At 61.1% G+C, this 13,320-nt stretch carries 10 protein-coding genes; all 10 read right to left on the bottom strand.

From position 1 onward, the window contains the following. Position 1: 1 nt before the first annotated feature. Positions 2-2,137 (bottom strand): ribonuclease R family protein, encoded by a 2,136-nt coding sequence (locus tag DW821_RS09050; RefSeq protein ID WP_118066569.1) that lies wholly within the window; start codon positions 2,135-2,137, stop codon positions 2-4. A 134-nt stretch (positions 2,138-2,271) separates the two neighbouring features. After that, the gene (gene ftsX / locus DW821_RS09045) at positions 2,272-3,192 is read right to left on the bottom strand and encodes a permease-like cell division protein FtsX (protein ID WP_117778507.1); all 921 of its coding nucleotides are present in this window, start codon (positions 3,190-3,192) and stop codon (positions 2,272-2,274) included. After that, positions 3,179-4,399: a cell division ATP-binding protein FtsE gene (gene ftsE / locus DW821_RS09040; RefSeq protein WP_118066567.1), complete on the bottom strand. Its 1,221-nt coding sequence runs from the start codon at positions 4,397-4,399 to the stop codon at positions 3,179-3,181. The genes ftsX and ftsE overlap by 14 nt, the downstream gene beginning before the upstream one ends. A gap of 446 nt (positions 4,400-4,845) precedes the next feature. After that, the gene (locus tag DW821_RS09035) at positions 4,846-5,787 is read right to left on the bottom strand and encodes a transketolase family protein (protein WP_117786557.1); all 942 of its coding nucleotides are present in this window, start codon (positions 5,785-5,787) and stop codon (positions 4,846-4,848) included. Position 5,788: 1 nt separating this feature from the next. Beyond that, complete coding sequence (locus DW821_RS09030) at positions 5,789-6,619, bottom strand: transketolase (protein ID WP_117638068.1); 831 nt, start codon at positions 6,617-6,619, stop codon at positions 5,789-5,791. 207 nt (positions 6,620-6,826) lie between these two features. Beyond that, positions 6,827-7,717 carry a YitT family protein gene (locus tag DW821_RS09025; protein ID WP_117564199.1) on the bottom strand — a complete coding sequence of 297 codons (891 nt, stop codon included), beginning with the start codon at positions 7,715-7,717 and terminating at the stop codon, positions 6,827-6,829. A gap of 165 nt (positions 7,718-7,882) precedes the next feature. After that, a complete protein-coding gene (gene prfB, locus DW821_RS09020) occupies positions 7,883-9,031 on the bottom strand; it encodes a peptide chain release factor 2 (RefSeq protein ID WP_089572239.1) in 1,149 nt (382 codons plus the stop codon). Further along, positions 9,031-11,838 (bottom strand): preprotein translocase subunit SecA, encoded by a 2,808-nt coding sequence (secA, locus tag DW821_RS09015; protein ID WP_117638070.1) that lies wholly within the window; start codon positions 11,836-11,838, stop codon positions 9,031-9,033. The genes prfB and secA overlap by 1 nt, the downstream gene beginning before the upstream one ends. Before the next feature lie 307 nt (positions 11,839-12,145). Beyond that, positions 12,146-12,571: a 50S ribosomal protein L31 gene (rpmE, locus tag DW821_RS09010; protein WP_006235303.1), complete on the bottom strand. Its 426-nt coding sequence runs from the start codon at positions 12,569-12,571 to the stop codon at positions 12,146-12,148. A gap of 367 nt (positions 12,572-12,938) precedes the next feature. Continuing rightward, positions 12,939-13,283, bottom strand: a complete 345-nt coding sequence (locus tag DW821_RS09005; RefSeq protein ID WP_147487040.1) for a hypothetical protein — start codon at positions 13,281-13,283, stop codon at positions 12,939-12,941. Positions 13,284-13,320: the final 37 nt, after the last annotated feature.

Below are 13,320 nucleotides of genomic sequence, written 5' to 3'. Positions count from 1 at the left end.
GCTAATGGATAAGCTTAAAGTCCAAGTGCCCACGCGTGGTATTGACGCGCGAGACCTCGATAATCACGCGCTGACCCAGTTCATAGCGAGTCCCCGTGTCGGCACCTGTGAGCGTGAGCGCATCCTCGTCGAACTCGAACCACTCGTTGCCCAGGCTCTTGATCGAAACCAAGCCTTCGACCTGCGTCAGGTCCAAGCGCACAAAGAGGCCCATGCTGCTAACCCACGAGACGGTTCCGGCATAGCGCTCGCCCAGACGGTCCTCATAGTACTGGGCAATCTTGATCTTTTGCGTCGCATGGCTAGCGGCATCTGCCGCGCGCTCGGCATCGCTGCATGCGCGGCAGATCTGCGGCAGAATGCGCGGCAGCGACTCGCGCCCCTTGCCGATCAGCCGCGGCGTACGGACCAGGGCGTCCTTGCCGCCGAGCTGCTCATAGGCCAACTGCAGTTTGAGCACGCGGTGCACCACCAGATCGGGGTAGCGACGGATGGGACTCGTAAAGTGACAGTAGCACGGCGCGGCGAGCGCAAAGTGGCCCTCGTTGCGCGGCTTGTACAGTGCGCGCTGCATGCTGCGCAGAAGCAGCGTGTTGACGAGCGGTGCGTTGGCCGTACCGGCGGCAGCATCAACTGCAGCCTGTAGCTCATCGGGACTCCCCAGGGCGATACCGGCAGCACGGCGATCGTCGATGATGCCTAGCTGCGCCAGCGCAACGGCGGCACCGTGCAGGCTATCGGGGCTCGGATCCTCATGCACGCGATAGCAGGCCTCGATATCACGGTCTGCCAGCCACTCTGCAACGCACTCGTTGGCGAGTAGCATGGCTTCCTCGATAAGCGACGTGGCACACGAACGCTCGCGCGCCACAATCTGCACGGGTACTCCGTCCTCATCCAATAGAGCGCGAATCTCGGCCGTGTCAAAATCGACTGAGCCGCGGGCACGACGAATACGACGGCGAAGTTCGGCGAGTTCGTTGGCGGCGACAAGGAAATCGCCGAGGTCGACGTTATAGCCGCGGGCTGCCTCTTCGCATGCAAGCCCACGCTCAAGCGCCTCCTCGCGCGAGGCCTCGGCAGCCGCAACATCCTCGGCGGCACCCTCCAGCACCCCATACTCCACCGCGCCGGCACGCACCAGCAGCGCCTCGGCGCCGTCATAGTCCATACGCACACGCGAGCGAATCACGCTGGGGTACGGATCGTAATGCCGCACGCGACCCTGCGCATCGAGCTCGATATCGACGGTAAACGCAAGACGGTCCTCGTCAGGGCGAAGCGAGCACAGGTCATTAGACAGGCGCTCGGGCAGCATGGGAAGCACGCGATCGGCCAGATACACCGATGTCGTACGATGGCGAGCCTCAAGATCGATATGCCCGTCCCAAGCCACATAGTGTGAAACGTCGGCGATATGCACGCCCAGCTTGTAGCCACCCTCGGGCGTGCGCTCAAGCGAAATGGCATCGTCAAAGTCGCGCGCGTCGACCGGGTCGATCGTGATGACAAAGCGGTCGCGCAGATCGCGGCGGAGCGGGTCCTTAAGCGCCGAGGCCACATCGAGCGAAAGCCCCTCGGCCTCGTCCAGCGCGGCCTCGGGATAGCTATCGGTATAGCCATAACGCGCCATCACATATTGAACGCCCAAATCGGGCGCGTCATCTCCGCCAATGCGGCGTTCGATCGTCACGGTGCCCGATTCCAGGCGCGTCGGGTAGGTCAAAATGCGCGCGACAACGGCATCACCCGGGTGGACACCCAGACGATCCGCCGAGGTATCCTCAGGCAGAATGAAGAAGTCGGCCTTCAGGCGCGAATCGAGCGGTTCAATCACACCGAGCGGACCGGCGGTCTGGTACGTGCCCACCACGCTTATAGCTGCGCGCTCAACCACGCCCTCGATCACGGCGCGACGCTCGCCATGCGGGCTGTTCTTAATGCTCACGGCAACGGTATCGCCGTCCATGATCTCACGCTTGCCGCGACCCATGACCTTGTAGTCGCCATTCTCGGTTATGACATAGGCACTGTGCTCATGGAGCTGCACGCGCCCGGTCAGGCTCGGACGGCGTTCGCTGCGCACCGGCCCGCGCTTATTGCGAGCTCCACGCTTATGCTTGTTATTGCGCCCCATGGCGCCTCCTTGCTATCGATTGCGAACTCCAAAGAGTCTACCCAAATGATTCGCTTTCCTGCCGTCCCCTAGGGATCAAAAAACGGGCCGCCCCATAAGAGACGACCCGTTGGAAGGGTGAATTCCAGGCATGCCTACACGCGCAGGTAGCGGCGCATGGCGATGGCAGAACCAAAGAGACCGATAATCACGCCGACCAGAATCAGCGCAGCATAGGTCACCAGGTAGTACTGCATCGGCAGGGCAAACGACATCCAGCCGATGCTCTCCTGCAGACGCGGAATCATCAGATTGCGCAGCAGCTCCAGAACACCGATGGAAAGCAGCGAGCCCAAAATGGCCTGCAGTACGCCCTCGGTGATAAACGGGCCGCGAATGAAGCCGTTGCTGGCGCCGACCAGACGCATAATCGCAATCTCACGACGACGCGCCGTGATGGACAGGCGAATCGTGTTGTTGATGAAGATGAATGCGATAAAGGTCAGAAGGCCAACGAGCACCACGGCGGCGATGCGGATGTAGTTGGTCACCTGGAACAGGCGGCTCACTTCCTCCTGGCCGTACAGCACGCTCGCGTTGACGTCGCCGTCATCCGCGATCTTCTGGAAGTCGGCGTTCTTCTTGAGCTTCTCTGCCGTGCTCTCGACCTTGGACGGATCGTCCATCTCAATTGCAAACGAAGCCGGCAGCGGGTTCTGGCCATCGAGCGCGCTCATGGTGGCGTCGGCGTTGCCCGACATCTTGCTCGTATACTCGGCCAGCGCGTCGTCCTTGTCCTTATAGGTCACGGACTTGACGTTATTCCACGTCTTAAGCTCGGCCTCAAAAGCCTGAACATCGGCCTGATCGGCGTCATCGCTAATGAACGCGTTGATGACAACCTGATCCTCGACGGTGCCGATCACGGAGTTCAGCATCGCGGAGCCCATGATGAACAGGCCGATGATAAACAGCGAAAGGAAGATCGTGATGACGGCGCCGAGCGAGGTAGTCCAGTTACGGAAGAAGTGACTGATTGCCTCTTTGAAGGAGTAGCCCACGTTAGTTGGTGCCATAGTTGCCGTAACCTCCCCTCTCCTGGTCGCGGATAACGTGGCCGCCCTCGAGGGCGATCACGCGACGGTGCATGCTATCGACCATCTCGCGGTCGTGCGTGGCGACGATCACGGTGGTGCCGGTGCGGTTAATACGCTCGAGCAGCTTCATGATGCCCAGCGAGATCGCCGGGTCGAGGTTACCCGTGGGCTCGTCGCAGATCAGCAGCGGCGGACGGTTGACCATAGCGCGGGCGACGGCGACGCGCTGCTGCTCGCCACCGGAAAGCTGGTCGGGCAGCGAGTCCATCTGATCGGCCAGACCGACCAGACGCAGCACCTCCGGCACCTGGCTGCGAATGACGCCCTTAGGCTTGCCGATGCACTGCAGGGCAAACGCCACGTTTTCGTAGGCGGTCTTTTGCGGCAGAAGCTTAAAGTCCTGGAACACGGCGCCAATCTGGCGGCGCAGGAACGGAACCTTGCGGTTCTTGATCTTCATGAGGTCCTGACCGGCAACCAAGATGCGGCCGCTCGTCGGCTTGACGTCGCGGTTGAGCGTCGACAGCAGCGTGGTCTTACCCGAGCCGGAATGACCGACCAGGAAGACGAACTCGCCCGGATAGATCTCGATGTTGATGTCGTCGAGTGCAGGCTTGTTGGGCTGTGCCGGATAGATCTTGGTGACATGCTCCATAAGGATGACGGGCTCGACACCGGCCTGCTTGGCCATCTTCTTGCGGCTGGCTTGCGGATCGATGGGCGCAAACACCGACGTAAAATCGGGGTTGTTGAGCGCGTTATCGAGGCTTGCGACCTCGGCGGCCTGATCGTTCTCGACCACCGGGGCAGCAGGCTGCGTGGGATCGGGAATAGCGGCAAAGAGACCGGACTGCGCAGGCTGAGGAGCCGGTGTCGCAGGGGCCATGGGGTCGGGAATGCCGGCCATGGTAGGCTGCGGCGTGGCGGCGCCAGCCTGAGGCTGCTCCACGCGAGCGGTCACGGCCTGAACGGGCTCAAAACCCGCCGTGCCGGAAAGCGCGACATCGCTGGTGGGATTGTAGGCAAAGGGATCGGATACCGGCTGTGCCTGATCTGCCGGCTGAGCGGGGGCCTGAGCAACAGGCTGGCCCTCTGAATCCGGAGTGGCGAAACGACTGCCCTGGACGCCTGTCTGCGTCTTGGGGGCATCATCGCCCGCACCGGAGGTACGGAAGTGGTTACCCACTGGTGCTCCTTATCGTCGTGCGTTTAAACTACATGAGCGCTTTGTATTTTAGCAGGATTGCCTTCAATGCACATAAGAAGCATGGCGGGGCCTGGTCCCTCCGGCCGCGTACAGGGTTACCTCCCAAATCGTCCTCGGACATGTCGGAGCCCCCGCTGCGCGCTTCGCGCTGCGGGGGCTCCTCCGTCCTGCGGAAAGATTTGGGAGGTAACCCTGTACGCGGCCTGCGGCTACTAAGGGGCCGCCGCGTTTATCTTGGGGTGCTGCATATACAAAGTTGGAAGGGTCTGAATTGCACTTTGCTGTACTGGGCTCTCTTCCCGGAGAAAGCCTCGCTTGGTGCGGCTCTGATTTAGCTGAAATATAAAACAGGGCCGCCCTCTTTGAGGACGCCCCTGTCTGCATTTGAATGCGATTGGCTTGTTGCCGATTGAGCGATAGCTGCTCTAGGCCAAGAACTCCTTGGTGGTCGCCACGATGTTGGCGGCGTCCAGGCCGTACTTGTGCAGGAGCTCGGCACCCGGGCCGGACTCGCCGAAGGTGTCGTTGACACCGATCTTCTTGAGCGGTGTCGGGCACTGCTCGCACAGGACGTCGGCAACGGCACTGCCCAGACCACCGATCACGGAGTGCTCCTCGACGGTCACGACGTGGCCGGTCTTGGTAGCGCTCTTGACGACCAGGTCGGCGTCGATGGGCTTGATGGTGTGCATGTTGATGACCTCGGCGTCGATGCCCTCGGCAGCGAGCTGCTCGGCGGCCTCGAGGGCCTCGCCGACCATCAGACCGCAAGCGATGATGGTCACATCGGCGCCCTCGCGCATGACAATGCCCTTACCCAACTCGAACTTGTAGGTCTCGGGGTCGTTGATAACCGGCGAGGCCAAACGGGCGAAGCGCATGTACACCGGGCCGTCGCACTCGTAGGCGGCGCGCGTCACGGCGCGGGCCTCGACGTCGTCGGCGGGAACGATCACGGTCATGCCGGGGATGACGCGCATGAGGGCGATATCCTCGCAGCACTGATGCGTGGCGCCGTCCTCGCCGACCGAAATACCGGCGTGCGTGGCGCCGATCTTGACGTTGAGGTGCGGGTAGCCGATGGAGTTGCGGACCTGCTCAAAGGCGCGACCGGCAGCGAACATGGCAAAGGTACTCGCGAAGGCAACACGACCAGTGGTCGCGATACCGGCGGCGACGCCCATCAGGTTGCTCTCGGCAATGCCCACATCGAAGAAGCGGTCGGGGCAAGCGGCCTTAAACTTACCGGTCTGCGTGGCGGCGGCCAGGTCGGCGTCGAGGACCACAAAGTCATCGTGCTCGTTGGCAAGCTCGACGAGGGCCTCGCCGTAGCTTACACGCGTGGCGATTTTCTTGACGTCTGCCATCCTAGAGCTCCTCTCCGGCGGCCGTGAGCTCTGCCATGGCCTGCTCAAACTGTTCATCGTTGGGGGCCTTGCCGTGCCAGCCAACCTGGTTCTCCATAAAGGACACGCCCTTGCCCTTTGTGGTCTCGGCGATAATGGCGGTCGGCTGCCCCTTGGTGGCGCGAGCCTCGGCAAAGGCGGCGCGGATCTGGTCGAAGTCGTTGCCGTCGGCGAGCTCAACCACGTGGAACTTGAACGCGCGGAACTTGTCGGCGAGCGGCATGGGGTCGTTGACCTCCTCGACGGGACCGTCAATCTGAAGGCCGTTGTGGTCGACGATCACGCAGAGGTTATCGAGCTGCTGGTTGCCGGCAAACATGGCGGCCTCCCAGACCTGGCCCTCCTCGCTCTCGCCATCACCCAGCAGGGCGTACGTGCGATAAGTATCGCCCCAGTGCTTGGCGGCAACGGCCATGCCCACGGCGGCGGAAATGCCCTGGCCGAGCGAGCCGGTGGACATGTCGACGCCCGGGGTGTCGTTCATGTTGGGGTGACCCTGCAGGTGGCTGCCGATGTGGCGCAGCGTCTCAAGATCCTCCTTGGGGAAGAACCCGCGCTCGGCGAGCACGGCGTACAGGCCCGGAGCGCAATGGCCCTTGGAGAGCACAAAACGGTCGCGATCGGCCTTGCGGGGATCGGACGGGTCGACGTTCATTTCCTCAAAGTACAGATAGGTCATGATGTCGGCAGCGCCGAGCGAACCGCCCGGATGGCCGGACTTGGCAGCGTGCACGCCGGTGACGATGCCCTTCCTTACCTCGTTGGCAACCTTTTTGAGCTCTTCGTCGCTCATTGTGCCTTCCTTTCATCCTCATTAGACAAAATGCGCACGGCACCGAAGGTAATCCCAACACAGCCGCAATGCACGTACGTCATTCATTATGCTGGAAACTGATGGCTTTACCAGAGTTTTTATCATTATTTGAACAATTGAGCAGGCAGAACCGCTGATGAAACGGTTTATCAATGTGAACGTCTTTTGGATGGGACGCGGTCGGCCCTACGCGCTAATGTCCTTGAATCCCTCGCCGAAGGCTTCCGTAACGTCGGCGACCGTCACAATGGCGTGAGGATCGCGCTCGCGCACGATCGTCTTGAGGGTATTGAGCTCCCGACGGCTCACGATGACCATGATCACCGGCTTCTCGGCACCCGAATACATGCCAGTCGCCTTAAACTTGGTACAACCACGACCCAGGCCATACATGATATCGGCAGCGATATCGGGGAACTTGTCCGAGATGATGAGTACCATACGGCGTTTGTTGCCACCATCGACCACGGCATCGATCACGTAGCCGCTAATGACCATCGAAAGGCCTGCATATAGTGCATTTTCGATTGAAAAGACCGGAGCCGACAGCGCACATACGGCAACATCGATCGCCATGACGGTCGAGCCCACGGGCAGCGAGGTATTACGCGAGATGATTTGGCCAATCGTGTCCGAGCCGCCGGTGTTGGCGCCGGCGCGCAGCACCATGCCATAACCGATGCCCGTGATGATGCCGCCCCACATAGCGGGCAGCATCAGATCGGCATGTGCCAGCGGCGCCACAAACGGAGCGAACAGGTCGGTGAAAAAGCCCAGCAGCACAAAGCCCGTCGCCGTCTGCACCACGTAGAACATGCCACCCTCGCGCATAACGACCAGCAGCAGCAAGGCGTTCATCACGATCGTCTGAATACCAACGGGAAGCGATAGACCGCGCGATGCGCCGACCGCCTGGATAATGGTGGCAAGGCCCGTAACGCCACCGGCAGCAAGGCCGTTGGGAATCAAAAACAGGTCGGTCGCAATAGCGGCCAGAGCGCACCCCAACATAATCTGGGGCAGGTCGTGAAAGAAGTTCATCGAAAGAATACGCTTAATGTCCAGACGATATGCCATGCTGCCTCCCTCAAAAAAGCGCACCCAAACGGATGCGCTTCGAACTTCTTGCTGTATTCGATTCTACCGATTCGCCGGACAAAAACCACCCCTGCGCAGGGTTTATTCCGGATACAAACCCGTCCAACCGTTGGGCTTAGCATCGGCTTGAAGCCGCCCGATGTTTTAGATCTCCGAGCCTTCTGCATCGGCGTTGCCGGTGGCCCAGCGATGATAGCCAATAACAAACGGGTCCAGGTCGCCATCGTCAAGAACTGCCTCGACGTTGCTGGTCTCAACGCCCGTGCGTAGGTCCTTAACCATCTGATACGGGTAGAGCACGTAGCTGCGGATCTGGTTGCCAAAACCAATCGTGGTTTTGGGTCCGCGAATCTCATCCAGGGCCTCGGCGCGCTTCTCGAGCTCAATCTCGTACAGGCGAGCCTTGAGGATCTGCATGCACGCGGCCTTGTTCTGGATCTGGCTGCGCTCGTTTTGGCAGGTGACCACAATGCCGCTGGGGAAATGCGTCACGCGCACGGCGGAGTCGGTGGTGTTAACGCCCTGACCGCCCGGGCCGCTCGCGTGGTACACGTCCACGCGGATGTCATCGGGACTGATTTCGATGTCGATATCATCGGGTAGCACGGGGATGACCTCGACGCCGGCAAACGTGGTCTGGCGGCGCTTCTTGTCGTCGGTGGGGCTAATGCGAACCAAGCGGTGGACGCCGGCCTCGGCGCGCAGCATGCCAAATGCGTCCTTGCCCTCGACGGTAAAGGTCGCGCGGTCGATGCCGATGACCTCAGCAGCGGGGCAGTCGTTAATCGTGACCTTCCAGCCGCGACGCTGGCAGTACTTCATGTACATCTTAAAGAGCATGAAGGTCCAGTCCTGGGCCTCCAGACCACCCTGTCCGGGCTTGATGGTCACAATGGCATCGCCGTGATCGAACTCACCGGTAAACCAGCTCGAAAGCTCAAGCTCATCGATGGCACGGGCCAGGCGCTCAGCCGTGGCTGTAGCCTCCTCGCGAAGAGCGGCGGCATCGGGGTCATCCCCCATCTCCTCGGCAAGCTCCAGCGCGGCGCGGGCATCGGAAAGCTCGCCGCGCGCGTTGTCCACGGCGGCGATATCTTCCTTGGTGCGCGCGATTTCCTCCATGGTGGCACGGGCGGCGTCGGCGTCATCCCAAAAGCCGGGGGCCACGCTTTTGGCCTCGAGCTCGGTCACGCGCGTGCGCTTTTCGTCCAAGTGGAGATACGACTCGACCTCGCCGAGCCGGTCCGCAAACGCGTCCAGCTCGGCGAGCGTTACCTCTAAAGCCTCAGCCATTAACGATTCCTGCCGTGGCAGTACTTAAACTTCTTGCCGCTACCGCAGGGGCACGGGTCGTTGCGGCCCACGTTGACGTACGGATCGTCGCTCTCGGACTTGCGATAGGTGGTCACCTTGCCACCGTTGTTGACGGCAGCCGGACCACCCTGGACAGCCGTGCGGGCCTGCACCTGCGCCTGCTTGCGCAGCACCGAGTTGCCGTTGTCGCCATCGACCTCGGCAGGACCGGAGAAGCGCGCACCCTCGAGCGCGGGCTCTTCCTTGTGCTCCACGGCACGCGGGGCAGCCTTGATCTCGATGCGCAGAACCGTGCGCAGGTAATCCTCGTACATGGTGTCGACGAGGATCTGGAACGCGCCGTAGGCCTCGGTCTTGTACTCGACCAGCGGGTCGCGCTGGCCAAAGCCGCGCAGGCCGATGCCGGTCTTGAGATAGTCCATCTCCTGCAGGTAGTTCATCCAGCGGGTATCAATGACGCGCAGCATGACCTGGGTGTTGAGCTCGCGCATCAGGTCCTCGCCCAAGCGCTCGGCCTTCATGTTGTAGCACTTCTCTACGTAAGCCAGGACATCGGCAGCCAGAGCCTCATAATCCTCGTCGGGGAACTTCGGCGTATCGATGTGGCCGGTGAGCTCCACAACCCACTTGCGCAGGCCCTCCAGGTCGCGCTCGCCATCGTGACTGTCCTTGGTGCAGAACTCCTGAACGCAGCGGTACACGGTGTCGTGCATGACCTCGGTGATGTGGTCGGTCAGGTCCTTGCCGTCCAGAATCTTATTGCGCTCAGCGTAGATGACCTGGCGCTGCTTGTTCATGACGTCGTCGTACTCAAGGACGCTCTTGCGCATGGAGAAGTTGATGCTCTCGACCTTGTGCTGGGCGCTCTCGACGGCCTTGGAGATGATCTTGTGCTGGATGGGCATGTCGTCGCCCATGTCGGCCGTGACCATCATCTTGGAGACGCGGTCCATCTTGTCGCCGCCGAACAGGCGCATGAGGTCGTCCTCGAGCGACAGGTAGAACTGGGTCTCGCCCGGATCGCCCTGACGGCCGGAGCGGCCGCGCAGCTGGTTGTCGATACGACGGGACTCGTGGCGCTCGGTGCCGATAACGGTCAGGCCGCCGGCGGCAAGCACGCGCTCGCGCTCGGCCTTGCAGGTCTCCTTGGCCTCGGCGTTAAACTGCTCAAGCTGCTCGGGCGTCACGTCCTCCATGGTCAGGCCCTCGTACTCAAGGCGCTCGCGCACCAGCTCGTCGGGGTTGCCGCCCAACAGGATGTCGGTACCACGACCGGCCATGTTGGTAGCGATGGTCACGGCGCCGTAGCGTCCGGCCTGGGCAACGATGTGGGCCTCGCGTTCATGGTGCTTGGCGTTGAGGACCTCGTGTGCGATGCCGCGCTTGGTAAGGGCGGCGGACAGCTTCTCGGAGCTCTCGATGGAGACGGTGCCCACCAGGACCGGCTGGCCCTTGGCGTGACGCTGCTCGACATCGTCGGCGACGGCGTTGTACTTGGCCTGAATGGTGCGGTACACCAGGTCCTCGTGGTCCACGCGCTGCACGGGCTTGTTGGAGGGGATGACCTCGACGGGCAGCTTGTAGATCTCGCGGAACTCGGCATCCTCGGTAAGTGCCGTGCCGGTCATGCCGGAGAGCTTGTCATACAGACGGAAGTAGTTCTGCAGGGTGATGGTGGCCAGGGTCTGGTTCTCCTCGCGTACGAGCACGCCCTCTTTGGCCTCGATGGCCTGGTGCAGGCCCTCGGAGTAACGGCGACCTTCCATAATGCGGCCGGTGAACTCGTCGACGATCTTAACCTCGCCGTTGGTGACCACGTACTGCTTGTCGCGGTGGAACATGTACTGGGCCTTCAGCGCCTGTTGCAGGTGGTTGACCAGCTGACCCGAAAGGTCGGCGTAGATGTCATCGATACCCAGGCGGCGCTCGATTTTCTTAAGGCCGCGCTCGGTGGCGGCGATGGTGTGCTTGGCCTCGTCCATGACGTAGTCGCCCGTGGGTTCAACGTCCTCGGTGGCGGTAAGCATGTCGTGCGACACGTCCTCGCCGCGCTCAAGGCCACGCACGGCACGCGCGAAGTCCTTGTAGGTACTGGCGGACTTGGTGCCAGCGCCCGAGATGATCAGCGGGGTGCGAGCCTCATCGATCAGGATGGAGTCGACCTCGTCGACGATGGCGTAGTTGTGACCGCGCTGCACGCGCTGCTCGGGACGGGTGACCATGTTGTCGCGCAGGTAATCAAAGCCGAACTCGGAGTTGGTGCCGTAGGTGACGTCGGCCTGGTAGGCCGGGCGCTTGAGCTCGAGCGGCATGTTGTTCTGGAGCAGACCGACGGTCATGCCCAAGTACTTATAGATGCGGCCCATCCACTCGGAGTCGCGCTTGGCAAGGTAATCATTGACGGTAACGACATGCACGCCCTTGCCGGCGATAGCGTTGAGGTAGCCGGCCAAGGTGGAGACGAGCGTCTTGCCCTCGCCGGTCTTCATCTCGGCGATGTGGCCCTCGTGCAGTGCCATGGCGCCAATGAGCTGCACGTCAAAGTGGCGCATACCCATGGTGCGCTTGGAAGCCTCGCGCACGGTGGCAAAAGCCTCGGGGAGCATGTCGTCGAGCGACTCGCCGTTGGCGTAACGCTCGCGGAACTTATCGGTCTGGCCGCGGAGTTCCTCCTCGGTCATCTTCTCAAACTGGGGCTCAAGACCGTTGATCTGGTCGACGATCTTGTAGTAGCGCTTAAGGTCCTTATCGGATCCAAAGGACAGCAGCTTTGACATGAATCCCATGTGGTTTTCCTTTTTGGCCATCGCCCACGCCGTGCAGCTGCGGGCGAGTTAAACACAGATGATTGTACTTTAGCCAAACAAGGCGCGGCCTATACGGTCGACCTCGACCGCCACGTAATAACTATGACCAACCTGCCACAATGGGACAGGTTTATTTTGGCAAGTTTTATCTGAGCAAACGCCGTCTCTCTGCCATTTGGTGCCACGGGGACAGGTTAGCTTGCACCAATAAAAAGAAAAGGGCCGCGCACCCAAATGGATGCACGGCCCTTGTGCCATGAATGCGAGCGATTCCGCGGCGAGCTATTTACTCAGCAGCCTCGGTGGTCTCGGCCTCGGCAGCGGCCTCCTCGACGGGAGCCTCTGCGGGAGCCTCGGCGGCCTGCTTGGCAGCCTCCTCGGCGAACTTAGCAGCACGCTTAGCCTTCTCGGCAGCCTTAGCCTCAGCGGCGGCCTTGCGAGCGGCCTCGGCCTCAGCAGCCTTGGCGGCCTTGGCAGCCTTGGCCTCCTCAGCCTTCTTGAGCTGGGCGGCAGCGGCGCCACCGAACTTGTCGGCGAAGCGCTGGACGCGTCCACCGGTGTCGACGAACTTCTGCTGGCCGGTGTAGAACGGGTGGCACTCGTTGCAAAGCTCGACCTTCATCTCGGACACGGTAGCGTGCGTCTTGAAGGTGTTGCCGCAGGAGCACGTCACCGTGCACTCGACATACTGGGGATGGATACCCTGCTTCATGGTAGGACTCCTTATTGGTCAGGCGCTGGTTACCGATCAGCGCATAAGGCGTCTTGGTTTCCGACCAAGACAACAAACTCGGCTATGGTACCACGGCGCCGCGCGTCCCACAAAAGGTTCACGGTCTTTTCGGAACGACACGAATCTGACCCATCGAAACACATCTCCACCGTTCCTTCAACTGGGAAAATGCCGTCCCCGGGGCCTGAGAAGGGCCCCGGGGACGTTCGACTGACTGCGGGAACGGCCTTTCCGCTCAATGTGTTCGGCTGAGATCGGAAATCAACCAAACTGAACTAGGTTCAGTTGACATGGTTAAAAACGAGGGGCGACGCTTTTGCGTCACCCCTCGTCCCGGCCGGTTGCTTTAGTTGTACACACGGTAGTTACACTTGAACTGGGTTATGTGTCCATAGTTTGAGCCGTACCAACCCGATGTATAGCTGATTGCCTCTGCGCCTAGATAGTCGTAGCCCTTGTTGTAGCGAAGCTGACGGTAGGTCGTGTCGTACTCTGCTACGTAAAACGTGTCTCCAGAGAAGGCTTTGTACCGGTCCTTAACCGTCGAAGCCATGTACGCGGGTTCGACATCGCCTTTCTCCCCGTTGAGCGCATAGACGGGTGCCGCGATTCCGCATAAAGCCGTTGCCACGAGGATGGCGTAGACAGCCATGCGCGACGCATTGGACTTCAGCTGTTCAAATAGTTTCATGTCATTCACCTCCCTCGTATGTATCGAGGTATTCCTG

Origin of the sequence: Collinsella sp. AM33-4BH (assembly GCF_003469205.1) — a bacterium.
Classification (GTDB): Bacteria; Actinomycetota; Coriobacteriia; order Coriobacteriales; family Coriobacteriaceae; genus Collinsella.
This window is presented reverse-complemented; position numbering and strand designations above follow the sequence as displayed.